Origin of the sequence: Neiella marina (assembly GCF_002165625.1) — a bacterium.
Lineage (GTDB): Bacteria > Pseudomonadota > Gammaproteobacteria > Enterobacterales > Neiellaceae > Neiella > Neiella marina.
The window spans coordinates 173,054-198,479 of sequence record NZ_NGNS01000003.1 but is presented as its reverse complement, the minus strand read 5'-3'; the positions used below and the strand labels follow the sequence as shown (position 1 = coordinate 198,479).

The following is a 25,426-nucleotide window of genomic DNA, read 5'->3' as shown; positions in this document are numbered from 1 at the left end:
GCTTAAATATCCACTTGGCTAGCACTGGCAAGGCTGGCCAGGGTCGTTAACCCTTGACCTGAGCTCAGCACACGCTTGGCTTTTGCCGCGCCGCGCTGCAATGTTGGCTCTTTACCGCTCAAATAAAGTACGGCTGCAACATTGGCAATGATTGCAGCGTTATGTGCTGGCTCACCTTGTCCGGCCAGAATCTCTTTGGCTATTTCGGCATTCTCTTCGGGAGTACCACCGACTAATTCTTCAACAGGAAACTCTTCCAAATCAAAATCAGCTGGCGTTATGACCTTCTGTTCAATCTCGCCGTGATTGATTTCCGCAACTTGGGTCGGACCATGAACGGCAATTTCATCGAGACCTGAACCGTGAACCACCATGGCACGAGTGACGCCGAGTTTAACGAGCGCTTGGGCGATCGGTAGCACCAAATCTGGCGAATAGACACCAAGGAGCATTACGTCCGGTTGCGCAGGGTTAATCAAGGGGCCTAGGACATTGAAAATGGTGCGCGACTTGAGGGCGCCACGAACCGGCATGGCATGGCGAATGCCAGCATGATACTCAGGCGCAAAAATAAAGCAGGCGCCGCTTTTATCTAGGGCTTTAGCCGCCACTTCAGGCGGCATTTGAATATTGACGCCTAGTGTCCGTAGTAAATCGGCAGAGCCAGATTTGCTCGATACGCTGCGATTACCGTGTTTACAAACAGTGAGCCCTGCCGCCGCCGCGACTAATACGCTGGTAGTGGAGATATTAATGGTGTTCAACCCGTCGCCGCCAGTGCCGACAATATCAACCACCTGTCCTTCGGGACGAGGAAACGAGCGAGCCGCAGCTCGCAGCGCTTGCGCCGCGCCAGCGATTTCATCGGCAGTTTCGCCCTTAATCTTCAACGCTGTTAACAAACCGGCCATCATCGCCGGTTCAACTTCACCACTGACGATGGCACTGAAAATCGCGCTGGTTTGCTCGGTTGTGAGGTTGTTACCGTCACAAAGAAGCTCGAAGCACTCTGGCAAAAAATTTGAGTTCATTGAGATGTCCTTATGCTGAAGCTGAATTGTTCTCGGCAGCAGTTGCCGGCGCAGCTAGTGCCCAAGCCAAACTTTGATTGAGAAGTTTGGCGCCATCTGTGGTTAATACCGATTCAGGATGGAACTGCATTCCCAGCACTCGTTCGGGGCCATTCATTACTGCCATCGGAATACCTTGATAACTTGCCACCACCTGTAAGCCGCCGGTCACTTTGGTGCCCATCAATGAGTGATAACGAGCAACTGGCAATGGTTGTGATAATCCGCTAAACATATGTTCCCCGCAGTGATCAATGGCGGATGATTTGCCATGCAGAATGTCGCCAGCGGAGCCGACCTCACCACCATATTGTTCAATCAACGCTTGGTGACCGAGACAAATGCCAATGATAGGAACGACACCACGCGCCAGAGTGATCAGATCGATCATGCAGCCCGCTTCATGGGGAGCTCCCGGGCCCGGCGATAACACCAACACTGGGTTGTCTTGGCAAGCTTCGATTGCCGCCATGACTTGGCTTGCTTGCAAGTTATTGCGGTAAATCGTCACCGGATAGCCTTCGGAGCGAAACTGATCGACCAAGTTATAGGTGAATGAATCAAAGTTATCTAACAAGAATATATGCGCTTTACTCATTGGCTTTCTCCTTGCGTCGATTGTTGTTCGGCCAGTTGCTGGTTGGCAAAACGCACGGCATTGATCACCGCTTGTGCTTTGTTGCGAGTCTCATCCGCTTCTGACTGGGGATCGGAGTCGTAAACAACGCCAGCGCCGGCCTGAACGTGAGCGACTTGGTCCTTGACGAACGCTGAGCGAATTACGATACAAGTATCCATTGCGCCGGTGCCATTGACGTAACCCACGGCGCCGCCATAACTGCCGCGGCGTTGTTGCTCGACAGAACGAATCAATTCCGATGCACGGATTTTCGGGGCGCCGGTCAGGGTGCCCATATTCATACAGGCTTGATAGGCATAGAGCGCATCCAGATCGTGGCGCAATTTACCCACTACGCGGGACACAAGGTGCATCACATGCGAGTAGCGATCGACCTTGAGCAAGTTAGCGATATGGCGAGTACCGGGTTCGGATATTCGAGCGACATCATTACGCGCTAAATCAACCAGCATCAAATGCTCGGATAACTCTTTTTTGTCGAGCCGTAACTCCAACTCGATGCGGCCATCTAAATCAGGGTTAATGGAACCATCATCATTAAAGCCGCGACGCCTGGTACCTGCAATTGGATATACCTCAACGTCACGACTGTCGGCGCAGAATTTCACCGCACACTCAGGCGATGCGCCAAACAGCGTGAAATCCTGATCTTGCATGTAGAACATGTATGGGCTGGGATTGCTTTGACGCAGCGCTTTGTAGGCGAGCAAACTGTCGGGACAAGCAAGGCTGAAGGTGCGTGACGGCACCACCTGGAAAATGTCACCGACAAAGATATTGTGCTTGAGTTGCTTCACATGGTCGCGGAAGGTTGCATCATCCATGCTTTCGGCAACATCGGAGTTGCTTGGCGCAATGCTGGTTGAGGTGAACGATTGCAATGATGAATCGTCGGTTAACTTGGCAATGGCTTCAATGCGCGGGTCAAGCTGAGCGGCAACCTTAGCTGCATGTTCGCCACCAAATACGGTAGCGACCAGATGACAATGCTGATTGACATGATCCAAATGCAGCAAGGTTTCGGCCAGATAAAACACAAAGTCAGCGCAATCATTCACGCCCTGCGGCACTTGTGGCAGTTGCTCGACGCTGGCAATCAAATCATAAGCAAAGACGCCACCGAGAAAAATGGCATTTGGCTCATCAGAGTCGGTGGTTATTTGATTGACAATGGTCCGCAGTGCATCAAATGGCGAAGCCGCTTTCAGTCGAGATTCTTCGTCGAGGCCAAACTCTGGTAATTGGAATTCTGCCTCAACGACATCGCCAGAGCGTGATGTCATTGCCAGCTGCGTTAATTTGTCGGTTAAGAAGGGCAGCAGACTGCGGCCATTATCGGTCAGCGCGGTTATACTAACTGTTCGCTCATTACACTCTAACCGCAATGCAGCGTCGATCAGCATCAAGCTCTGGGTGTGCTGCTTGGAGTCAATTTCTGCTGACTCCAGCAACATGCTGTTGTTGTGTTGGCGATGGCCGCAAATTCGCGAGTACAAAGCCAAAGGGTCGGCTTGATAGCTCAGTGAACGAGTGACTACATGAGCTTGGCCAATGGCCAACGATTGGAGGGTTGTCATAATGCCCCCTGAGCCAATTGCCGCTGGGACAATTTCAATGTGTTAAACCGTTTCATCTCTGCAATTCCTTATCATTGGTTACTGCGCGATAACCAGCAGAGTCAAGGTACAAAAAAGCCCGCTCTGGCTGGAGCGGGCTTTGCGATTCGTTTATTTCAGACAATCAAAACTCTACGCACAACCCGCAAGGGACGTGCCACCACCATTTGGTTACTTGAGTGTTTGCTGCAAAAGTCATTGCTAACGCCTGAATCTTTTTGATGGGTGTTATTGGTACGTGATTGGTCAACTCTTGTCAAGAGTTGACTGGTCTGAGGCCCATATTAATTGGCAGATAGGGGAAAAAACAAAGATGCCAGCTTGAAGGCTGGCATCTTGGCGCGGCGTCTTAGAAGTCGGCTTGGCTTATTCGTTAAAGCTAGTGGTGACTCGAATCAACAGTTGTACACCAAGCCATGTCACCAGCCAACCTGCTAGGGGGAGGCTCCACCACATCAGCAATTCGACTGGTGACAACATAATGGTTACTCGCCTGCTTCGTCGGTTTCGACCATGCCTTGCAAGCCGGCCCAAACTTGTTCCAATTGACGAACAGAGCTTTCTTTAATATCTGCGGCAACCTGCTCGGCAACTTCTACCGCTACTTCGGCAACGGTGTCACTAAGGTCGTTGGCTGAGGCCGCTGGTACGAAAGCAGTTGAAGCCAAAGTAAGTCCAGAAATAAGTGCGATTTGAATGCGTTTCATGATATCTCTCCAGTACCCGTTCCTGTCTGCTGCAGGGGTGTGGGTTAGTGTTAGTTTCCAGTGACACCGCTGTGCTTCACTGCGTTACAAAAACTGTATTTCAAGGTGCATGCCAACTTGGTTTAATTTTTTAAGGTGTTGTTTTTAATGTGATTTATTTTTGTTGGTAATATTTTTTGGAGATGTTTCAAAAGGTGAGTTGGTTAAAATAACTAGTGAGTTAGTGATTTTCACAACGCTCGATGAATGAGCGTTTAAGCCATGGAGATTGCGCAACCAAGGGTTTGATTCGGGGGCGTTGTCGATAGCAACTATCAAATCACTTTGCAGGGCTTTGTTAGTGCGGTTACCATCAGCCTTTAAGGCCGTCCATGAGGGAGCTTAACTTGAGAGTGGGAACTGATACCCCATGAAAATTGATTTGCATTGTCACAGCACATGCTCTGATGGCACCTTGACGCCGCAGGAGTTGCTTTTGCGCGCCAGCAATATGCAGGTCAATGTCATGGCACTGACCGATCATGATTCCATTGAGGGTATTGCTAAACTTCGACAAGCTGCCGAAGCGGTAAACCCTCGCATCCAAATCATCAATGGCGTAGAAATTTCTTGTGCTTGGCACGGCTTGGAAATACATATTGTCGGATTGAACTTTGATGTTCGGCATCCGGCGATCACAACCTTGTTGGGACAACAAGCTGAGCGGCGCCTTACCAGAGCGATGACGATCGCTGCCCGTCTTCAACGCAAAGGGCTAGAAAATTGCTGGTCTAAAGTGTCGTCCCTTGCTTTGGGTGGGCAAGTGACACGGTCTCATTTTGCTCGACTGCTGGTCAAGGAAGGTTGGGTCAGCTTGGAGAAAACAGCCTTTAAAAAGTATTTACGTAAGGGCCGAAATGCCTACGTTGCGCCACCATGGTGTTCAATTGCCGAAGCTGTTGAAGCTATTCAAGCCGCAGGGGGACGGGCGGTTCTTGCTCACCCACTGGATTACCAGTTGGCCGGCAATTGGCTGATCAAGTTATTGGATGAATTTAGTGATGCTGGCGGCGATGCCATTGAAGTGGCACAATGCCAGCAAACACCGGCGCAACGCCAGAAGTTGGCCGAATTAGCCAGACAATACAATTTACTCGCCTCGCAGGGCTCTGATTTTCACTTTCCTGCCGGGCGCCGAGAATTAGGCCGAAGTCTTGAACTCCCGACAGACTTGACTCCCGTTTGGGACGGCTGGCTAACACCAACGCAGGCGTGAACAAAACAACAGGAACCCGGCCATGAGTCAATTTTTTTATGTTCATCCCGACAACCCTCAAGCGAGACTGATTAACCAAGCGGCTGCCATTATTCGCAATGGCGGCGTAGTGATTTATCCGACAGATTCCGGCTACGCCATTGGTTGCCATATTGGTGACAAGAAAGCACTAGAGCGAATTTGCCGGATCCGTAAAATCGATAAAGATCATAATTTTACTTTGGTGTGCCGCGACCTATCGGAGCTAAGCCTATACGCCAAAGTAGAAAACTCGGCGTTTCGTTTGATCCGTAATAACACGCCGGGTGCTTACACCTTTATCTTTAAAGCCACCAAGGAAGTGCCACGTCGGTTACTCAACCCGAAAAAGAAAACCATTGGTATTCGTGTGCCGGACAACACCATTGCCTTGGCATTGCTTGAAGCCCTCGGTGAACCGCTGATGTCGACGACCTTGATCCTGCCAGACAGCGACGTTGCCGAATCTGATCCAGAGGAAATTCGCGATCGTCTCGAGCATCAGGTTGATTTGATTATTAATGGTGGCCACCTTGGCGAATCGCCAACCACAGTGGTGGATTTCAGTGATGATGAACCTGTGATCGCGCGAGTGGGCCAGGGCGATCCAGACGTGTTTGCCTAAGCCATGAACGAGGTTGCGCCGCTGCAAGCATCAGCCAGTAAGCAAGCCGAAACATCAACGCAAAGCCCGACGCAACAACAACCCTTGCCGCTGGGCTATGTTCGCGGCGAGGCGTTTACTGACCAACCTCAAGATCTCTATATTCCGCCGGAAGCATTGGCCGTTATCCTCGACGTATTCGAAGGACCAATGGATTTGCTGCTGTATCTCATTCGACGTAATAAGCTCGACATTCTTGATTTGCCGGTGCTAGAAATTACCGAGCAATACATGGAATACATCGCGCTGATGGAAGAGCTGAAACTGGAATTAGCTGCTGATTATCTCCTCATGGCGGCACTATTAGCTGAACTAAAATCGCGCATGCTATTGCCACGCCACTCAGACGATGAGACAGAGGAATCTGATCCACGCGCAGAGTTGTTGCGGCGCTTGCAAGAGTACGAGCTGTTTAAGCGCAAGGCCGAGGAAATTGAGCAGCTGCCACGCAATGAGCGAGATTTCTTTTGCGCCAAAGCCGAGCTTGATGACACAGTTAAGCCGACCAAGTTGTTGCCGGATGTGGAGCTGGACGATCTAATGATGGCATTTGCTGGTGTGGTCAAACGAGCGCAGGCATTTGACCATCATCAGGTCGAGCGCGAAGCGCTATCAACTCGTGAGCGCATGACTCGCGTGTTGGAAACACTGCAGCACGGAAAATTTGTCAGCTTCGATAAACTGTTTGATTTAGAAGAAGGCAAGGGTGGTGTGGTAGTCACCTTTTTGGCCATTTTGGAATTGGCCAAAGAGCAGCTGTTAGAGCTAACTCAAGCTGAACAGTTTGGCCAAATCCATGTCCGAGCGAAGGCTGCGTGATGCCGTTTAGATGCTGCTGAAATTTGTAGTTATGAAAGGCTCTATGGTGTGTTGTGAGAGACGCCGTAAAATCATCCCTGATGGCTCTACTGCTGCATCCATGCAGCAGAAGCTCACACAACAAACCATAGAACCCTTCAACGTAAGCTTTTGGCCTTCTATAGTGATGTCGAATTTTGCTGGCGATAGCTTGGGCTACTTAATTAAAACAGCCGATTGCTCGGGCTATTTAACTAATACAAGCAATTGTTTACGCTAGTTAACAAAAACTAACGACAGCGATTAAACCGGAGTTATCAGCAGAAAATGGCAAAACCGATTAACGACGACCAACTTGCCCAAGTGATTGAAGCAGCCTTATTTGTCGCTGATCAACCGATGACGCCGGTGGCATTGCGTGATTCGGTGTTGCAGCAATTCGCGGTGCCACTGCCAAGGATCCGCGAAGCGCTTGAGCGGCTCAGGCAAGACTACTTATCGCGAGGGGTTAACCTAATTGAAGTTGCTTCGGGTTTCCGTTTTCAAACAGCCCCCGTGGTCAGTGAACAAATTGCCTTGATGTGGACCGAACGTGCGCCACGCTATTCCCGGGCGACACTCGAAACCTTGTCACTCATTGCTTATCGTCAGCCGATCACTCGGGCTGAAATTGAAGACGTGCGCGGCGTTTCGGTGTCATCGCAAATCATGAAAACCTTGCAAGAGCGCGGGTGGATTAAGTCTGTTGGCCATAAAGAAGTGCCGGGAAGGCCATCGTTGTGGGCAACAACTGCTGAATTTCTTGACTATTTTGGTCTCAAAAGCCTCAGTGACTTACCTGAACTTGATATGCCCGAAAATGCTCGGGAACTGGCGTTGGCTAACGAATATCCGTTACTTAACGAGGCTGAATCGAGCAACCAAACAGAAGCTAAGGCTAAAACAGAGCGCGCCAATACAGAACTTTCCGTCGTTGCGGAGGCGGTCGCTAAAGACCCAAACTGACCACTTGATGCTCGTATCAAAATGATACACACTGTAGCTCTTACTGAATTGGCACCTCGCCGGATCTGAATAGGGAATTGCAGTGACACTGGAACAAGTTAACTTCTCGCAAAAACAACGCCTTGCCTACATCGATTTCAAGTTACTATTCACCGGTTTTGTAACTCGCAGTGAAATCGTCAATCGTTTTGAACTGGGTTTAGCTGCCGCTAGTCGCGATTTATCGCTCTACAAAGAGTCAGCGCCAAATAACATGGCGTACGACAACGCAGAAAAAAAGTACTTTATCACCAATAAGTTCAGCCCACTTTACCATCACGACCCACGCACTTCGTTGATGAAAATTGCCTATCAAATTTCCGATGGTTTTGATGCTGTTGGCGATGTCCAGTTTCCTGTCACAGCCCCGACTCAGCTCAATGTACCTGATATTTTTATCGTGGCGCGCTTGTCACAAGCAGTGATCAATAAACGGCCAGTGCGAGTGACTTACACCTCGCTGAGTAGTGGTACCAGTGAGCGCGAATTAGTACCGCATACTATTGTCGATAATGGCTTGCGTTGGCATGTTAGAGCCTATGATCGCAAAACCGAATCATTCCGAGATTTTGTTCTCACCCGACTAAGCAAGGTTGAGGTGTTGGCAGAGACTGTCGATGAAGTTGAAATGTCCGGTTACGACACCCATTGGCAAGCGCCATTGACCTTGGAGTTAGTCGCCCATCCAGCCAATATCCAGCATCCACAAGCCATTGAGATGGATTACGGTATGGACAACGGGGTGTTGATGATTAACACCAAAGTGGCGCTGGCAGGGTATCTATTGCGGCGTTGGAACGTTGATTGCTCCGGCATGGCAAGTTTGCGTGGGCCGGAGTATCAATTGTATTTGCGCAACAGTAAAGTGCTCGATGGTATTGAAGAGCTGGCTATTGCGCCGGGCTACCGATTGCGTCAACGTCAGTAGTCTGATCTTGCATTGGATTGTTGTCGTTGCTGCTGCGACGACGCAACCAGACGATACAAGACATCACACCAATGGCTAGCAGAGTTGCAACGACAGAACCCAGTAAAGCCTGTTTGAAGCTCCAAAATTGTGCCAGCAAACCAGCTAACGCAGTGCCACACATCATGCCGGTGCGCATGGTATTGGTGTAAAACGCCGAGGCAAAACCTAACCGAGTGCTAGCGGCATCCTGAATCAAGCTGATGCCCAGTCCAGCAAAGATGCCAAAGTAAATAGCATTGAATGCTTGCAGGACAAACAAATGCAACGGCGACTCGGCGATTTGTAGCCCAGCATAAAACAGCAACGCGAAACCAAAGCCGATGGCAAAAATACGGTATTGGCCGAAGCGTGCCGCCCAGCGCGGTACTAACAGCATGATTGGAATTTCGAGTCCAGCTGTGAGCCCCATCAGCATGCCCGGTAGCGACACTGGCAGCGCCAATTCTTCCGTTAAGTAGAGTGGCAATGCGGTGAGATACAAAGTGTTTGCCAGATTACCCATCATCATCACCGCGCCGAGCAGCCACAGTTGCAACGACAAAGTACCTTTAGGTTGCTCGACAGCATCTGGTTTTTTCACCATGGTAAGACTTGGTAGGCAGGTCCAAGCCATGACAATGACCAGCAAACACAGCAAAGCTGATAGATAGAAATTGGCCGAAAAGCCCAGCAAGTCGACAGTGGTAAAGGCCATGGTTGGACCAATAATCCACACCAATGACACACCACATCGCATTTGTGAGTTGATCGCTAAACTGTTTTTACCGCTGTTGTCTGCATAGTTGCGGATCATGGCTAACAATAGCGGGAAACTGGCGCTGGCAAACCCCATCAGGACAATACCGGCAAGCAGCGCTTGCCAGAAATTAGTGGCGTTAGCGAATGCTACGCCAGCAAGCAGCGCAGAAACCATTGCCGCGGTAAACAAAGGTAAGCCGGGTTTGCCACGGTCTAACAAGTTGCCAAGAAGCTGGCTGAACAAAATGCCCGAGAGAGCTGTTGCGATCGTGTAGATGCCGATGTATGACGGTGGCGTTTGCAGGTGCTTGATCAAGAAATAGCTCATGATCGGCATGATCAGGCTATATGACATAGCCGTTAGGCTGTTGACCACGAAAAGTCGCCCAGCATCGCCTTGTAGCGTTGCTAGTGCTGAAAAAAGTCTCATCTTCATTAAATAGTGCCAAGCCTACGAGTATGGCTCAAGAAAAAATGTGAAAGAAAGCGCATACATTTTATTGCTATTTGCTCAATTTGCAATCAAAAACTGTGTTTGATCGCAGCATCAAATACGTTACTGGTAACGATTCTAATTAGTGTACAGAAGGCATCAAATATCACTATTCGGTGACGCTCAAGTCCATCCATGGAACGCTCTACATCCGACATCCATGCCGGCTGAAGCACCTAACAGCGAGACTTGATGCCTTCTCTGAAGGGGCTATCTGTTCGAACAGTGCATGACAGCTACCAAGCATCGCTATTCGGTGACGCTCAAGTCCATCCATGGAACGCTCTACATCCGACATCCATGCCGGCTGAAGCACCTCACAGCGAGACTTGATGCCTTCTCTGAAGGGGCTATCTGTTCGAACAGTGCATGACAGCCACCAAGCATCGCTATTCGGTGACGCTCAAGTCCATCCATGGAGCGCTCTACATCCGGCATCCATGCCGGTTGAAGCACCTCACAGCGAGACTTGATGCCTTCTCAAAAGGCGGCAGTCAATCCGAACTTTCTGAATAACTAGCTGTTCGTTGTCGACGAGGACTCTTTAGCGGAGTCGTCAGCGGGACTTGGAAGGAGGAGCAAATAGTTCAACATCAAGCTTCTGCTGCAGGACGCAGCAGCAGAGCCATCAGGGATGATTTTACGGCGTCTTGTTGTTGAATTATTTGTTCCGAAGGTAGCGTGACAGCCACCAAGCATCGCTATTCGGTGACGCTCAAGTCCATCCATGGAACGCTCTACACCCGGCATCCATTCCGGCTGAAGCACCTCACAGCGATACTTGATGCCTTCTCAAAAGGCGGCAGTCAATCCGAGCTTTCTGAATAACTAGCTGTTCGTTGTCGACGAGGGCTCTTTAGCGGAGTCGTCAGCGGGATTTGGAAGGAGGAGCAAATAGTTCAACAACAAGCTTCTGCTGCAGGACGCAGCAGCAGAGCCATCAGGGATGATTTTACGGCGTCTTGTTGTTGAATTATTTGTTCCGAACGGTGCGTGGAAGCCACCAAGCATCGCTATTCGATGACGCTCAAGTCCGTCCAGTGTAGAAGCCAACAAGTTATTCAGCCTGCTGCTCAGCTAGAACACCGCAACTCGGCCATTGGCGAGTTCAACTCGTTCAACCTGGTGCTGCCAGTATTGGGCAATTGTATCCGTTGCCAAAACTACTTCTGGGCTACCTTGAGAGACGACTTTGCCACTTTCGAGTAAGGCGCAATGGTCGCAGTACTGCAATACCTGATTCAAATCGTGCAGTACCGCGAGGACAGCGAAGCCGCGTTGATGGGCGAGAGATTGAGCCAGCGCTAAGATCTGGTGCTGTTGGCCTAAATCCTGAGCTGAAGTTGGCTCATCCAACAACAGCAGAGGAGTGGTGTGTGCTTGACTCAGTTGCAGTAACACACGAGCTAGTTGCACTCGCTGTCGCTCGCCACCAGATAGCGACGGAAACGAACGTTTGGCGAAGCGCAAGCAGTCGGTCTCCGTCATCACTTGCTCGATCGCTTGCTGACCTTGCTGTTTAGACAGGGTCAGCGGTGTTAATCCCAGAGCTACGACTTCCAGTGCTGAAAATGGGAAAGTCAGTTGGCTTTGTTGCGGCAACACGCCAACATGTTTCGCGCGCTCTAGCGAAGGCCATTGCGCCATGGGTTTGCCGTGCAATTCTATGATTCCGCCTGCGGTAATGTCCCCACTGATGGCTTTTAGTAAGGTCGATTTTCCGGCGCCATTGGGGCCCAATAACGCGCTTAGCTCGCCCCCGTTAATGGTCAACGAATCAATTTCAAGCAACTGCCGTTGACCAACGCGATAGCTAATGTTGTTCAGAGTTAGCATGTTAGCTCCACTGTTTACGCTGTTGGATCAAAAGGGCAAGGAAGAAAGGGGCACCGAGCAGCGCGGTCAATAAACCCACTGGTAATTCAGCCGGTTGTACCAAAGTGCGGGCCAGCAGATCGGCAATCATCAGCAAAGCTGCGCCGAGCAAACCAGAAAGTGGCAATAATGTCAGGTGATTGGGGCCAGTGGTAAGGCGCACCAAGTGAGGCACCACCAAACCAATAAAGCCGATGATGCCAGCACAAGCAACCGTGACTCCGACACCTACTGCGGTAAGCGCGATCAATTCGAGCTTCAAGCGCTCAACTGCAATGCCCAAATGGCGAGCTTCCGCTTCGCCGAGTAACAATGCGTTGAGCGCTGCTGCCCGGGATTGAAACGCCACGGCAAGTATCACGGCGGTGGCAAATGCCAACCATAAATTAGCGGAATTGGCGCCAGTGAGTGATCCCATTTGCCATGTGGTCAGTTGTCGCAAACTTTGGTCATCGGCGAAGTAGCTCAAAAAACCGATTGCTGCACCAGCGAATGCGGCGATGGCAACGCCAGCCAGTAGCAAGATCAGCACTGAAGTACCTTGTTTGGATTGGGCTAATCCGTATACCAGCAAGGTGGTTAGCAAACCCATGACAAAGGCGCTAGCGGGAATGGTCCATGCGCCCCAAGCCAATGGAAACAATACGATTGCGACGATTGCACCGACGGCCGCTCCTGACGACACGCCAATGATGCCCGGATCGGCCAGCGGATTACGAAACAGCCCCTGCATCACTGCGCCACATTGCGCGAGAATAAAACCGACAAACAAAGCCAGTAACAGCCGTGGTAGGCGTAATTCCATGACGACAACTTGCTCATGCGGGGCCAGTTGACTGAGTGGTTGCTGCCAGCCGGTGATATGGTCGAATAACGCCAGTAAACTCTCTTTGGCAGGCAATGCCATCGCGCCAGAAATCAAGCTCAGCGTCATGCCTGCAGCGATGACAAGCAACAACGAGCTGGCAGTGTAAGTAGCAGGCCAACGCATTAGTTTGATGCCACTACCAGTTGTTGAACACGCACCGCTTCGTCGATAGCACCCAGGCTTAACCCCGCGACCAAGGTACTGCTATCAACGGCATAAATTCGATTGTGCTTGCCCGCAGGGGTGTGACTGATAATGCCATTGGCCGCTACTAAATCGGCAACAGCGCTTTGCTGCGCGCGACCCGCGACCAAGATCACAGTCGGTGCCATGCTAAGTAATGATTCTGCTGACACGTTGCGATAATTGTCATAGTCGGCCACATTGCTCGCGCCCATTTGTTCAATCAAGGCAGCACCTGCTGTCCCAGCGCCAGCTAGACGCAGTTTTGATGGGTCCATTGCCAGAATGAACGCCACTCTATGGCCGGTTAGTGCAGCTTGTTGTAACTGGGATTCTTTGTTGGCTAGGGTGTCGAGTAACTGCTGACCACGCTGAGCTTCTCCCAGTGCCTGCGCTGTAGTCTGAATGTTATTGCGCAACTGTGCTGGCGTTAACGCACCGGACAACTGCAATAGTCTGACATTGGCTTGTTTCAACGCCGATATAGTCTCGGGTGGCCCCATATGCTCGCTGCCAATCACTGTGGTTGGATTAAGACTGAGCAAGCCCTCGGCGGACAAGGTGCGGTGATAACCAATGTTAGGCAGCTTGTCTGCTCCGTTAGGCAATTGGCTCGTCACATCGATTGCAACTAATTGATCAAGCAGGCCAAATTCAACCACCAAACTAGTGGCCGCAGCGTCGGTTGCAATGAGCCGATGTTGCTGAGGATTGGCGGTTGCAGTGAGGCACAATAACGACCCGAAGCTGACAAAGGAAAGAAATAAAAGGGCGCGAGTCTTAGCGATCATGGTTGTTGTTCCATCAATATTTGGGTGTTGGTGATTTGTTGTTGATTGAGTAGTGCCAGCAACTTCAGTAGCGGCTCGACATCGGCTTGGCGATCTGCCGCAATAGTGACCGCTTGTTCTTTGTCTTCGAGCATTGGCGTTAGGGCTTGTTCGAATTGCGGCCATGTCTCATAGGTTTGCTGATTAATCGCAAACATCGGCGCATGTGATTGCAACGTTAGGGTCAAACTCTGCGGTATTTGCGATGCTTGTTCGGCTTGATCGGTGGTAGGAATATCGACCGGCAAAGACAACAGCCTAGCGTTGGCGGTTAGCAGCAAAAACACCACGACGATAAAGACGATATCAATCAGTGGTGTGAGCTCCAGCTGGGTGGTTATCGGTGCTTGTTGTTGGCTGCGGATCATGCCAATGCCTCAGTGCCGACGCCATCGATCTTCAAGCTTGAAACGTTAATCGCGTGTTCGGCACGAGCAACGAGCTTATCGACCCACAATTGAAATCCATGGGCACCAAGCATCGCTGGTACCGCAATAATTAAACCGGCGGCTGTGGTTTTCATTGCCATGCCCAACCCTTCAGCGAGTAGCGCAGGTTCGATGGGGCCGCTATGGTCACCAATGGTGTCAAACACTTGAATCAGGCCAATCACAGTGCCAAGTAAACCCAGTAGTGGCGCGACCAAAGTGACAATTTGTAGAACTCGAATGCCGCTAGCTAACTTGCGTTGTTGGCCTGTAAGCCAAACCGCGACAATCTCTTCGCGTAGCGCTTTGGGCTGATTGCTGTGACTTTGTAGTAGGGCAATTCCACCATTGGACAGTGTTCGTTGGGCGCTACGCATACTCAGCACCATTAGTCGTTCGATGATAATCATGGTTGCGAGTAGGGCACACAACATAAGTGGCATCGTCAGAGGGCCGAGTTGCCCTTGTAAAAATGCATAACTGCTCATAGTTCTCTTTCGCTTTGGTTCGTACAGTTAGTTACTGCAATGAAAATTCGATTGGAATACGCACTCGCGATGCTATCGCCAGTCCATTAATCTGGTGTGGCTTGAAACGCCAGTTGCCGACCGCAGCTAAGGCCGATTCATCGAGGCTGTTTAACCCGGAACTTTGACTTACTGTGGTTTGGGTTTGCTGGCCATGTTCATCCAGCCAAACATCCACCCAAACCACACCTTGTTGGCCGCGTTTACGGGCAATTGTTGGATACCGTGGTGGCGTTGGTGGGGCAGCAAATAGTGGCTCAACAAAGACAGGCTCTTGGTGGGCGCCAGCCGCTTGATTGTTACTGGCAACCGCGTTCTGCGGTTCCGAATCTTGTTCGTTCTCGGTGACTTGTTGGACAACTTCTTGTTCTTGCACTTCTGCGATGGTTTTATCATCTGTCGATGTTTCGCTTAGTTCGGTGGTGTTAGTCGGTTTGAGCGCTGGTTTTTCCTCGATCGTTTGAACAATTTCCTTGTCGTTTGGGGCCGGAGCGGCCGGCTTGTTTGCAATTGCAGGCAATGGTTCTGGCGCTGGGCTCTTCTCGGCCAATGGCTCCGAAACTGTTGCTTTTGGCGCAGTGGTGGATGTTGCTGCCGATATCATGTTGACTTGAACTGAGACTGCTGCGCGCATTCCCATTGGTGATGACAGAGGCGCAGGGGTGACGTCCATCGACACCCAAAACAGGCCAAGGATTGCGCTAGCAATCATTAATGCGCGACCACTTAGCAGTGGCCAGTGTCGTTTCAGGTAAATCGTCATGTCCTAGTCGCTTTACTTTATCCATCATACAAACAGCCGCTTAAGGCCCTTGCGGTCGCTCAGCAATCGCTGTTTATGGCAAACCTGAAGTCATCATAATTAATTTAATAAATAATGCAAATGATAACGATCCGCATTTACATTTAAAAATATAGCCGGTAGGATTGCCGCCAATTGCTTCTTGAAGAAAGCAAATGTGGTCGGCTGAGCGCCTCTCACTGCCACGCAATGCAAGCCAGGATTCTGTATTCGAAAGTTTTTGGGATTAGTTATGAACGTTAAGCCGTTAGCTTTTTGTATTAGTGCCGCTCTTTGTGGTGCAGCCGTCGCTGCTGAGAATCAAGCGTCTGAATCAGCATCTTCCGAACAGTCAGTATTTGAGGTCAAAGCTGTGGTGGTAAGTGCCACCCGAATCGAAACGAACATCGACGATGTTGCTCGTCCAGTGGCGGTGGTCGACAAACAAACTCTGGAGACGATTCAGCCACAATCTGTCGCCCAAGCTGTCGCTCATGAGCCCAATATTACCGTCAGCGGCGGTCCACGGGCCAATAATCAGAGCGTCAATATTCGTGGTTTGTCAGGCAATAAAGTGCTGCAAACAGTTGATGGTGTTCGTCAAGTGTTTGAATCGGGCCACCGGCCATCGTATTTCCTCGAACCAGAGTTGCTGACCAGTGTAGAAGTGGTCAAAGGCCCGGCGAGTAGTTTGTGGGGCTCTGGCGCTGTTGCCGGTGTGGTATCGCAAAACACCGTCTCTGCGGGTGATCTGTTAGCGCCGGAACAGAACATCGGCGGTTTTGTAAAAACCGGGTTTAACGACAACAATGACCAAACCACAACTACTGCGGCGGTGGCAGGGCGCACTGATAGTGTCGATTTGTTGTTCAGCGCCTACTACCGTGACTCCAACGATGCCGAGTTGGGTAATGGCGAATCGTTGGTGGGCTCGGGCTCTGAAAATAAAGGCATGCTTGCTAAAGCGCAATGGCAGCTTGATGATGCCCAATCGTTGGAATTCAACGTTCGAGCCGCCAATGTTGAAGGTTCGGTGCCATCGAATGCTTCCGCCAACCCGAATGGTTCGTCCAACTTTATGATTGGTCGTGACCAAGATACCCTCAATGCTGCTGTCGACTATCGAATCAATACCGATTCGCCATTACTCAATGCTCAGGTTAAAGCCTACTGGAATAGTGTTGAAATGGATGAAGAGCGCATCAGCGACGGTCGTACTGACAAGACTGAGCTGGATGTTTACGGCATCAACCTCAATAACGTGTCACAAGTTGGCGACGTCACCTTGTTGTATGGCATTGACGGCCATCGCGAAGAGTTCTCAGCAGATCGCGGCGGCGATAATCGACCAACGCCACCGGATGCAGACACCGATATCTTTGGTGGCTTTGTTCAAGCCAGCTATCCAGTTGCCCAAGGTTGGCGTGTTGAAGCTGGCGTTCGTTATGATTACTTCTCAACCGAAGCCAAAAATTTAGGTGAAGATCGGTCTGACAATGACGTTAACCCGTCGGCGGCAATCATTTGGCAAGCGCAAGATTGGCTTGAACTAACGCTACGTCATGATCGTGCTTTTCGAGCGCCAAGTTCAGAAGAGCTATATTCCACCGGTTATCACTTCTGTATGTTCCCCGGCTTCTGTAATAGTTTTGAGCCAAACCCGGATCTCAAACCCGAGCAAGCTGCCAATACTGAATTAATGGCAAAAGCGCAATTTAATGGGGTCTTTGGTCAAGACGACTCGTTGCAAATTCATTCGTCTGTATTCCAAAACAAAGTTGACGATTTCATTCAGCAAATTGTCACTGATCCTGTGTTTGGACCACAAATGGATCCCGGCAAAACCTATTGGTACAACGTTGATGAAGCAACGATCAAGGGCTTTGAGATCTCGGCCAATTATGCCTACCAAGCATTCAAAGCGAGTTTGGCATACGGCATTGTTCGTGGCGAAGATGACAATTCCAATGATGATCTCACTGATATTCCCGCCGATACCCTAACTGCTGATCTCAGCTATGGTTTTTGGCACAGCCAACTGACCACTGGCGTCCGGGTCACTCACGCCAAAGATCAGAACAAAACCAAGTATGAAGCGAATGTCGATGGCACCACTTACGACGGCTACACCGTGGGTGATTTATATATCAGCTATCAGCCAGCTTCTTTTGCTGCGCTGAAAATTGATTTGACCGTCAACAACATCACTGATCGCCACTACCGCCAAGCGTGGAGTGAACTTGATGAAGTAGGCCGGGAAGTGATTCTGTCCGCCAAATACAGTTTCTAAGCGATTCGTTTATGCCCTCGCAGAGCGAGGGATTTTATGTCGAGGAATTAGTTATGACACAACAAACAGTCGAACCGTCAGAAGTAGCAACAGTGCTACCAGGCAGTCAGGCACAAGCACTAATGACCGAGCTTGCCACTTGGCGTAATACCACCACCATCGTCATTGTTGCTGGATGTGTGTTTGAATTCAAAGGCGTCTTCCCAGCTGGCAGTATTGCCGAAGGATATTACAACCTAGCCCTTGGCGAAATGGGCTTTAGCGGCCACATTAAACTGCAAGCCATCGAATCGATTCGGCTGATGGAGCGCAAGCATCGCGGCACCGATAGCTTCGCTTTTGTGTTTGAAGATCGTAAAGGTCAGGCCATTTTTAAAGTGTACTTGGGACGTGATGACAGCCATGCCATTCACCCCGAACAACTAGAACAATTCCGACAAATCAAAGCGAATGGCTTGCAGCCAGCATAATTCTACTTGGAGAGAACATGACGAGTGAACGCATCGCCGGCCGCGTTGGCCCAGAGATTAAAGAACTACTCGATAGCCGTAAGAGCTTTTTCTTATCATCGATCACTAAAGACGGCAGCCCATACGCGTCGTATGCACCGTTTGCCATTGGTGATGAATGCTTTTATGTGTTGCTCAGTGAAATTGCTGTTCACGCGGTGAACCTGCAAGTTAATCCGACTGCCTCAGTGCTAGTGATTGAGGATGAAGACAGCGCCAAAGAGCTGTTTGCACGCCTGCGAGTGAGCTATCAAGTGCAAGCCAACCTGTTGGCTGTAGACAGCGACGAGTGGCAGCACGGATTAGCACAACTAGTGAATCGTCATGGCGAGTTGGTCAATAATTTAAGCCAGTTAGGTGACTTCAAAATGTTCCGCCTAGAGCCGATTAGCGGTCGTTTTGTCAAAGGTTTTGGTCGTGCTTTCGCGTTCTCTGGTAAAGGCTTGCTGGGTGAACAAATTGTGCACATGCGCGATGGCCACAAAAAGCGCGAGGAAGCTGAAGCTTAACCTCCACTTTTTTGCTCTCGAAGCCGGTCGCGTGCCGGCTTTGACATAAGCACAGTCTGTCCAATCCGGAGTATGTGATGTCGACGCCTATTGATTTTTGTTCCCTAACGCTTACCGAAACCATGACCGGGCGCCCATCGCCATCGCCTTTGCAATATGCGTTTAGCGCTAAAACTGGTGCTCATGCTGGTCGTGGCGGTACACCACCGCTGGCGCAAGGAGCAGCGCAACAACAGTTTTCCGCGTTGTTGAATCAAACCACCGTTAGCGCTAAAGGGCGTGCTTTGTACGTCCACATTCCATTTTGCCGAGTTCGTTGTAGCTTTTGTAACTTCTTCAAATACGCTGCATCTGCTGAGCTGATGGCAAATTACTTTGATTTGCTATTGCTTGATTTAGCCCGTAAAGCGGCAGAGCCCTGGTCACAAACACAACCATTTGATGCGGTTTACATTGGCGGTGGCACGCCAACTGATTTAACGGCACAACAAATATTAACGCTAGGCCAACGGATTCGACAAAGTTTGCCATTGGCTGACGATTGCGAAATGACCTTAGAGGGACGACTAAATAAGTTTGATGATGAAAAGTTCGATAGCGCCTTGCAAGGCGGCTTTAATCGTTTTTCATTCGGCGTGCAAAGCTTTGATACGCAGGTTCGTCGCGCCGCTAAGCGATTGGATGATCGCGAACCGCTGCTGGCGCAACTGAAGCAATTGACGGCCCGCAATGCAGCCACAATTGCCATCGATTTGATGTATGGTTTGCCTCATCAAACCGCCGATAGTTGGCAACAAGATCTTGAAGATACCCTAAGCGCTGGCGTTGATGGCGTAGATTTGTATCAGCTGATCCAATTTAAAGGCTCAGGCATTGAGCGCGATTTAGAGAAAGGCCGAATTGAGCAACCAATGGATTCGCCGCAGCGCGCGTTGTTGTATCAGCAAGGCAGTCGCTACTTTGCTCAACATGGCTTAAAACAATTAAGTTATTGCCATTGGGCAACCAGTGACAAAGAACGTAGTCGCTATAACTCGCTCGCCAAGTCGGGTGCTGAGATTCTCGCTGTTGGCGCCGGAGCAGGGGGCAACATGGGGGGCTTTAGTTACATGCAATCGCGCGATATTGAGCCTTGGCAGCAAGCAATCGAACAAAACCAATGGCCAGCGGCAATGATGATGGCTAAATCGGCCAATCACCTTGAAGATGCCGCGCTCGTTGGCGCCTGTGATAAAGGGCTGATCAACCCCGCGCAAATTGGTGCTGCACGCTATCGCGCGGCACAACCGCTGTTTGCTAAATGGCAACAACATGGATTAGCTAAAGCGAACATCCAAGCAGGGCAAGACTGCGTTGAATTGACGACGGCCGGTAAATTCTGGTCGGTCAACATGGCCAATGGTATGTTGCAATACCTAAGCATCAATCAACACGCAGTAGAGGCTTGCGAATCAGCAGCATGACGAATTATCACATCAGTTGGGCCAGTTTGTGGCAGCAAATTAAAGGTCACAAACCAACACTTATCAAAGCTCATATCATCGCGATTCTGGCAACGTTGATCAGTGTGCCTATCCCATTAATGATGCCGTTGATGGTTGATGAAGTGTTGCTCAATCAACCCGGTATTGCGGTCGAGTGGATGAACTGGGTGCTACCAGATAGCTGGCATTCCAATGGCGGCTATATTGCGGCGATCTTGCTGGCAGTAGTAATGCTCCGTTTGTTGTCTTTAGTGCTGACGGTGCTGCAATCAAGGCAATTTACCATTATCGGCAAGCAAATCTGTTTATCGGTGCGTCAACGTTTGTTGGCTCATTTGCCCAAAGTACAGTTGCAGCAATACGAGACGCAAGGCTCTGGCGGTATCAGTGCACGCTGCATTACCGACGTCGATACGCTCGATCAGTTTATTAGTAGCTCGGTGTCGAAGTTTCTTGTTGCGGCACTGTCTTTGGTCGGTGTGGCAGCTATTTTACTAGCGATTAGTTGGCAGCTTGGGCTGTTCATCTTACTGCTTAACCCGATAGTGATTTACTTTTCGCAGTTGTTTGGCAAACGGGTCAAGCAACTCAAGGTGAAAGAGAACGCAGCCACCGAAGCATTTCAAAGCGCCTTGATTGAAACGCTGGATGCTATTCACCAATTACGTGCTATTCGTCGTGATGGCCACTACTTTGCCAAAGTCGGCCAAGCGGCCATCGAATTGAAAGACCGCGCTATCGCTTCGCAATGGAAAACAGAAGCGATGGGCCGTTTTAGCTTCACTGTGTTTTTGGTTGGTTTTGAAGTGTTTCGCGCCGTCGCCATGATGATGGTGTTGCTCTCGGATTTGACCATTGGCCAGATGTTCGCGGTGTTCGGGTATTTGTGGTTCATGATGGGGCCCGTGCAAGAATTGCTGAACATGCAATATGCCTGGTTTGGTGCCAAAGCGGCGATGGCACGGTTGAATGCCGTACTGGATTTGCCCAGTGAAGTGGCTGAAAAGGGGCAAGTGGATCCGTTTGCTCGCGCATCGACGGTTGGTTTGAGTTTCGACCAGATTGATTTTGCCTACGGTGATAAGCCGCCAGTATTGAAACACGTCAACTTGACCATTCCTGCTGGCAAAACCGCGGCCTTGGTGTCGATGAGTGGCGGTGGTAAATCGACACTGGTGCAGTTGCTTCTTGGCTTATATCAACCACAAGTTGGCACGGTCCGATATGACGGCCATCCTATCGAGCAGGTTGGCGTTGAAGCAGTGCGTGCCAACATTGCCACTGTGTTACAACAACCGGCATTGTTTAACACCAGTTTGCGAGCGAACCTGACCATGGGGGCTGCTCATAGCGATGATGCTATTTGGCAAGCGTTGGCGATTGCCGAGCTTGATGACTTCGTTCGCGATCAAGAACTGCAACTAGAGACCATGGTGGGTCGTAATGGGGTGCGTTTATCGGGTGGTCAGCGGCAGCGTTTAGCTATCGCTAGAATGGTATTAAGCGATCCGAAAGTGGTGGTGCTTGATGAAGCAACATCGGCGCTGGATGTTGCTACCGAAGCCAAGGTGTTGGCTAATTTGCAACGCTTTTTGAGTGGCAAAACGACTTTGATTATTGCTCATCGACTTAGTGCAATTGAGCAGGCGGATAAGATCTTTGTGCTTGACGATGGTGAGATCAGCCAGCGCGGCTCTCATCAGCAGTTACTTACCGAGACCGGCTTGTATCAAACGCTGTATGGTTCGCAGGTCTGACTTGGAACAATGTCTGGCAGCCACCAAGCATCACCATTCGGTGACGCTCAAGTCCATCCTTGGATCGCTCTACATCCGGTATCCATGCCGGCTGAAGCACCTCACAGCGATACTTGCTGCCTGCTGTTAAACTCTTCGGTGATCTGACTCAGAAAGAGGAGCAGATTGTTCAACAACAAGCTTCGGCAGCATCATTGACTACTATCAAGTCACCCCAAGAATTATTCGCACCGGACCGCTCGGTCTTGGCTAAACTTTAACGGGACTTTTTCTCCTTGGCGGGGAGTTGAGGCATGGACAACAATCAAGAAATTCTTCAGCGCGAGCGGCGCGAAACCATATACGAGTTGGCAGACCTATTTGTTGTCGTTCAGGAAATGGGCCAGCGTTTAGCAGAAGAAACCCACGGCGATGGGTTTGATGAAGTCCGCGAGTTTAATGTCTTGCTGCATCAAGCCAGACAGCGGCTGAATCATATTAAACGAGAGGCTACCTAACGCTATCTGTCGTTAGTCGGCAGTACTACGGCGCATGTAATAGAAACGATCGTCTTTATTAACGACCCTAAAACCAACCCGGCTGTAGAGCTTATGGGCGGGGCTGCGCTGAAAGACTTTTAGCTCGACTGCAGCAAGCCGGCGGCGCTCAGCCATGGCCATTACGATGGCAATCACTTGAGCTCCAAAGCCTTTGCTTTGATGTGCCGCGCCAATCTGAATATCGCGGAGTTGGCAACAGTCACCTTCGAACGATAATCGAACGACACCTATATGCTGGCCGTTAAAGACGATATTGAAGTTCACCAGATCTTTGGTCGCCTGATAAACATCGTTTAGCTCCCAGTCAACGCCGTACATGGCGTAGTAGGGCGCCATGTTGTCAAGGGTGAACTGTGCTGCTGCCGTTAAATCTTGGGCCTCAACAAGTTCAAGCATCTTACTAGTCATTGGTTTACTCCAATCTGTTGTTATCAATAAGTCGCTAGTCAAACGAGAGGAACAAGGATAAGAGGGTTAGTAAGGTTACCGTGCTTGCGTCAACTAGGCTTAGCTATGATGTGATTGAACGAGGCTTCTCGCTAAAAATAATTCCCCGATGCCGAAAACTGAAAGTCGGCAAAAGGGGGATGCAGTTTTGGGAGCTAGGGTTTGAGCTTAACTGCTGTGCCAAACACCATGATTTCTGATGAGCCATCCATAATTGTGCTGGTGGTAAAGCGGATGCCGACAATCGCATCTGCACCTTTGCCTCGGGCATCTTCAATAAGGCGTTGAATGGCAACGTCGCGCGCCTCGGTTAGCATCTCGGTATAGCCGCGAATTTCACCGCCAACAATTCCTTTCAAACCGGCCATAATATCGCGGCCAATGTGTTTGGCTTGAACGACGTTGCCGGTAACAACACCAACGGTTTCTTGTATTTCACGACCGGGGATGGTCTCTATGGTTGAGTAAATCATTGCAGCGTCCTTGAAAAATTGGTGTTCTTAGGTTGGCGTTTAGACCAACACACTCAGGGCAATATGTTTCCATACTATACCTGAGCGGTGTTGGCATTGCTGTGTGCCATTCGTTGATCTGAGCAAGCCGTTGATGATGCGCTTGGTTCAGCGGTGCTTGTATTGCGTCGCGCAGTAGGCTCTGTTTACTTTGTTGCTGCGGAGGCGAAGGTGTTTTGTTTTCCGCCCAGACACTCTTGAGCGCCAAAGCCTAAAGCTACTAGCTTTGAGTTTTGTTCGCATGAAATGGATAACCTGAGTTTCGGTCAGGCCAAACTGATGTTCGATTGCTTCAAATGGCGTTCTGTCCTCCCACGCCATCTCTATGATCCGAGATTCGTTGTCTTCGGTGAGCTTCATAAGGCATTACTCGACAATAAAGTTGTCGATACGAGCAGAGGACATGTTTGGATTAACGCCGACCCCGCCGGGGGATAGCTACAGCTCTTAATCAACACTCTCTGTTGCTAGTCGCCTCACTGGCTTGCTGGAATAACTGCGCCGGTTCAGGCTCGGTTTGACCGAATAGTTCGCGAACCCGACTGATGGCCTGAGCTGATACCGCTTGTCGGCGATTGCAAAAATACACGGGGCGACTCCAACGCGCGGAGTTTTGGACTTCAAACAATTGCTCGGAAGTGATGAATGGCTCGACAACAGAAGAGGGCAAGTAGGCCGCTCCTCCTTTTTTCAAAATGAAGTCCAATGCGATTCGTCCCGACGACGTGCGCATAAAAGGTGCCGCAATTGCTGGATGGCGGTCGGCGTGCTCAAGACTAAAGCGATTGCCCCAATCAACGTAGATGTATGGGGAATCAAATACGGTATCGATATTTGTCGGTTCAGAGCTTACCAACGCGAGCTCTAAATCAGCAATGTGCTGACTGACCACGTCATCAGCCTTAAGCGGGTCAAAACTGATGCCAATATCTAAGGTGCGCTCAACCAACGAACGATGGATTTGCTCTCTATTCATCACCTCAGCACTGAACGAATAGCCGCTCATCGTGTCGGTGACGACAGTCAGCCAATGCTGTAAAAAAGCGTCCCAGATGTTGGCAGTGCCAGCTAGCGTTAACTGAATACTTTGATTTGAAGCCAGCGCTAAATCGGTTTTTGCTTGCTCTAGGGTGCGAACCATGGCTTGGGCGTAAGGGATTAAGCGCTCTCCAGCCGAGGTTAATCGAATCGCATTGCGCTCTCTAACAAATAACTGATTATCGAAAAAGGTCTCTAATTGTTTGATTCGGGCACTGACTGCAGCCTGAGTGATATAGAGGCTTTCAGCGGCTTTACCAAAGTGTTTTTGCTCCGCTAACTGCAAAAATGTTCGGAATACTTTTACATCCATTGAACCTGCTTTCGCCCCTGTGATGTTGATAAAAAGTCGTTGTTGTCACGACAAATATAATTCGTTTTTCAGATCCATGACAGAACACTATCGTGCGCCCAATTCATCACTCAATGCCGACGTGGCAATCTGTAAAAAAGGTCAACGCAATGAGCATCCGATTGGGCCATAAAGCTTACTACGACTTTGTAAAGTTCCCGCGGGGATTTAATAAAACTGGCGACTTCACGCTCAAAGAAGCCGATTTGTTAACGTTGTTTGGTCACACTTTGGTGTCATTGGAGCAAAAGCAGCTCGAACCGATGGGCTCCGAAGAGCTGCATTTCGTAGAAGTGATTTCTGGATTGACCGAGCCTCAAACGCTGTTGGAAAAAGTTTGGCTCAAGTACATCAAGCTGGCCCGTTGTCATCGCGCATTTCATGGTTTGTGTGGTGGTAAAAAATCACAGCCAAGTGCTATCGCAGATAATGATAGCGAAATGAGCTCTGACGACTATTTTGATGATTAGTGCTGATTGAACAA

At 50.0% G+C, this 25,426-nt stretch carries 27 protein-coding genes; 12 read left to right on the top strand and 15 right to left on the bottom strand.

Annotated elements, in window-relative coordinates; all coding sequences use genetic code 11:
• Positions 1-2 precede the first annotated feature (2 nt).
• The 4 genes from trpD to CBE68_RS04290 form a co-directional block, all read right to left on the bottom strand.
• Positions 3-1,031 carry an anthranilate phosphoribosyltransferase gene (trpD, locus tag CBE68_RS04310; RefSeq protein WP_087504829.1) on the bottom strand — a complete coding sequence of 343 codons (1,029 nt, stop codon included), beginning with the start codon at positions 1,029-1,031 and terminating at the stop codon, positions 3-5.
• A gap of 10 nt (positions 1,032-1,041) precedes the next feature.
• Positions 1,042-1,668, bottom strand: coding sequence for a glutamine amidotransferase-related protein (locus CBE68_RS04305; protein ID WP_087504828.1), 627 nt, complete (start codon positions 1,666-1,668; stop codon positions 1,042-1,044).
• Positions 1,665-3,287, bottom strand: a complete 1,623-nt coding sequence (locus CBE68_RS04300; RefSeq protein WP_087504827.1) for an anthranilate synthase component 1 — start codon at positions 3,285-3,287, stop codon at positions 1,665-1,667. The genes CBE68_RS04305 and CBE68_RS04300 overlap by 4 nt, the downstream gene beginning before the upstream one ends.
• Positions 3,288-3,811: 524 nt before the next feature.
• A complete protein-coding gene (locus CBE68_RS04290) occupies positions 3,812-4,033 on the bottom strand; it encodes a hypothetical protein (protein ID WP_087504825.1) in 222 nt (73 codons plus the stop codon).
• 409 nt (positions 4,034-4,442) lie between these two features.
• On the opposite strand from CBE68_RS04290, the gene rnm reads away from it, so the two are divergent.
• The 5 genes from rnm (at position 4,443) to CBE68_RS04260 (ending at position 8,740) form a co-directional block, all read left to right on the top strand.
• Positions 4,443-5,288, top strand: a complete 846-nt coding sequence (gene rnm / locus CBE68_RS04285; protein ID WP_087504824.1) for an RNase RNM — start codon at positions 4,443-4,445, stop codon at positions 5,286-5,288.
• Positions 5,289-5,310: 22 nt separating this feature from the next.
• Positions 5,311-5,931 carry an L-threonylcarbamoyladenylate synthase gene (locus CBE68_RS04280; protein WP_087504823.1) on the top strand — a complete coding sequence of 207 codons (621 nt, stop codon included), beginning with the start codon at positions 5,311-5,313 and terminating at the stop codon, positions 5,929-5,931.
• A gap of 3 nt (positions 5,932-5,934) precedes the next feature.
• Positions 5,935-6,789: a segregation and condensation protein A gene (locus CBE68_RS04275; protein ID WP_087504822.1), complete on the top strand. Its 855-nt coding sequence runs from the start codon at positions 5,935-5,937 to the stop codon at positions 6,787-6,789.
• A gap of 306 nt (positions 6,790-7,095) precedes the next feature.
• Complete coding sequence (scpB, locus tag CBE68_RS04265) at positions 7,096-7,773, top strand: SMC-Scp complex subunit ScpB (protein WP_087504820.1); 678 nt, start codon at positions 7,096-7,098, stop codon at positions 7,771-7,773.
• Between the two features lie 82 nt (positions 7,774-7,855).
• Positions 7,856-8,740: a WYL domain-containing protein gene (locus CBE68_RS04260; RefSeq protein WP_087504819.1), complete on the top strand. Its 885-nt coding sequence runs from the start codon at positions 7,856-7,858 to the stop codon at positions 8,738-8,740.
• Here CBE68_RS04260 and CBE68_RS04255 read toward each other — a convergent pair.
• From CBE68_RS04255 to CBE68_RS04225, 7 genes are all read right to left on the bottom strand, one after another.
• Positions 8,703-9,956: a sugar efflux transporter gene (locus CBE68_RS04255; protein ID WP_087504818.1), complete on the bottom strand. Its 1,254-nt coding sequence runs from the start codon at positions 9,954-9,956 to the stop codon at positions 8,703-8,705. The genes CBE68_RS04260 and CBE68_RS04255 overlap by 38 nt on opposite strands.
• Positions 9,957-11,090: 1,134 nt before the next feature.
• Positions 11,091-11,849 (bottom strand): heme ABC transporter ATP-binding protein, encoded by a 759-nt coding sequence (locus CBE68_RS04250; protein ID WP_087504817.1) that lies wholly within the window; start codon positions 11,847-11,849, stop codon positions 11,091-11,093.
• A gap of 1 nt (position 11,850) precedes the next feature.
• Positions 11,851-12,879, bottom strand: a complete 1,029-nt coding sequence (locus CBE68_RS04245; protein WP_087504816.1) for a FecCD family ABC transporter permease — start codon at positions 12,877-12,879, stop codon at positions 11,851-11,853.
• Positions 12,879-13,730, bottom strand: coding sequence for a heme/hemin ABC transporter substrate-binding protein (locus CBE68_RS04240; RefSeq protein ID WP_087504815.1), 852 nt, complete (start codon positions 13,728-13,730; stop codon positions 12,879-12,881). Before CBE68_RS04240 ends, CBE68_RS04245 begins: the two co-directional genes overlap by 1 nt.
• Positions 13,727-14,137, bottom strand: coding sequence for an ExbD/TolR family protein (locus CBE68_RS04235; RefSeq protein WP_087504814.1), 411 nt, complete (start codon positions 14,135-14,137; stop codon positions 13,727-13,729). The genes CBE68_RS04240 and CBE68_RS04235 overlap by 4 nt, the downstream gene beginning before the upstream one ends.
• On the bottom strand, positions 14,134-14,685 hold the full coding sequence (locus CBE68_RS04230; protein ID WP_087504813.1) for a MotA/TolQ/ExbB proton channel family protein: 552 nt from the start codon (positions 14,683-14,685) through the stop codon (positions 14,134-14,136). Before CBE68_RS04230 ends, CBE68_RS04235 begins: the two co-directional genes overlap by 4 nt.
• Before the next feature lie 31 nt (positions 14,686-14,716).
• Entirely contained in the window at positions 14,717-15,487 is a 771-nt protein-coding gene (locus CBE68_RS04225; protein ID WP_087504812.1) for an energy transducer TonB, read from the bottom strand.
• Positions 15,488-15,758: 271 nt separating this feature from the next.
• Between CBE68_RS04225 and CBE68_RS04220 the strand changes: the two genes are divergently transcribed.
• The 6 genes from CBE68_RS04220 (at position 15,759) to CBE68_RS04195 (ending at position 22,551) form a co-directional block, all read left to right on the top strand.
• Positions 15,759-17,795, top strand: a complete 2,037-nt coding sequence (locus CBE68_RS04220) for a TonB-dependent hemoglobin/transferrin/lactoferrin family receptor (RefSeq protein ID WP_087504811.1) — start codon at positions 15,759-15,761, stop codon at positions 17,793-17,795.
• A gap of 53 nt (positions 17,796-17,848) precedes the next feature.
• Positions 17,849-18,265: a heme utilization cystosolic carrier protein HutX gene (hutX, locus tag CBE68_RS04215; protein WP_087504810.1), complete on the top strand. Its 417-nt coding sequence runs from the start codon at positions 17,849-17,851 to the stop codon at positions 18,263-18,265.
• A gap of 17 nt (positions 18,266-18,282) precedes the next feature.
• Positions 18,283-18,813 (top strand): pyridoxamine 5'-phosphate oxidase family protein, encoded by a 531-nt coding sequence (locus CBE68_RS04210; RefSeq protein WP_087504809.1) that lies wholly within the window; start codon positions 18,283-18,285, stop codon positions 18,811-18,813.
• A gap of 77 nt (positions 18,814-18,890) precedes the next feature.
• Positions 18,891-20,276: a heme anaerobic degradation radical SAM methyltransferase ChuW/HutW gene (gene hutW, locus CBE68_RS04205; RefSeq protein ID WP_087504808.1), complete on the top strand. Its 1,386-nt coding sequence runs from the start codon at positions 18,891-18,893 to the stop codon at positions 20,274-20,276.
• On the top strand, positions 20,273-22,054 hold the full coding sequence (locus CBE68_RS04200) for an ABC transporter ATP-binding protein (RefSeq protein WP_087504807.1): 1,782 nt from the start codon (positions 20,273-20,275) through the stop codon (positions 22,052-22,054). The genes hutW and CBE68_RS04200 overlap by 4 nt, the downstream gene beginning before the upstream one ends.
• Positions 22,055-22,347: 293 nt before the next feature.
• Complete coding sequence (locus CBE68_RS04195; RefSeq protein WP_087504806.1) at positions 22,348-22,551, top strand: hypothetical protein; 204 nt, start codon at positions 22,348-22,350, stop codon at positions 22,549-22,551.
• A 12-nt stretch (positions 22,552-22,563) separates the two neighbouring features.
• Here the strand turns inward: CBE68_RS04195 and CBE68_RS04190 are convergent, their stop codons facing one another.
• From CBE68_RS04190 to CBE68_RS04175, 4 genes are all read right to left on the bottom strand, one after another.
• Complete coding sequence (locus CBE68_RS04190) at positions 22,564-23,001, bottom strand: GNAT family N-acetyltransferase (protein WP_229744632.1); 438 nt, start codon at positions 22,999-23,001, stop codon at positions 22,564-22,566.
• Positions 23,002-23,195: 194 nt separating this feature from the next.
• A complete protein-coding gene (locus CBE68_RS04185; RefSeq protein WP_087504804.1) occupies positions 23,196-23,513 on the bottom strand; it encodes a heavy metal-binding domain-containing protein in 318 nt (105 codons plus the stop codon).
• 147 nt (positions 23,514-23,660) lie between these two features.
• On the bottom strand, positions 23,661-23,912 hold the full coding sequence (locus tag CBE68_RS04180; protein WP_087504803.1) for a TIGR03643 family protein: 252 nt from the start codon (positions 23,910-23,912) through the stop codon (positions 23,661-23,663).
• Between the two features lie 91 nt (positions 23,913-24,003).
• Positions 24,004-24,903, bottom strand: a complete 900-nt coding sequence (locus CBE68_RS04175) for a LysR family transcriptional regulator (RefSeq protein WP_087504802.1) — start codon at positions 24,901-24,903, stop codon at positions 24,004-24,006.
• 149 nt (positions 24,904-25,052) lie between these two features.
• Between CBE68_RS04175 and maoP the strand changes: the two genes are divergently transcribed.
• Positions 25,053-25,412: a DUF413 domain-containing protein gene (gene maoP / locus CBE68_RS04170; RefSeq protein WP_087504906.1), complete on the top strand. Its 360-nt coding sequence runs from the start codon at positions 25,053-25,055 to the stop codon at positions 25,410-25,412.
• The last annotated feature ends 14 nt before the right edge of the window (positions 25,413-25,426 follow it).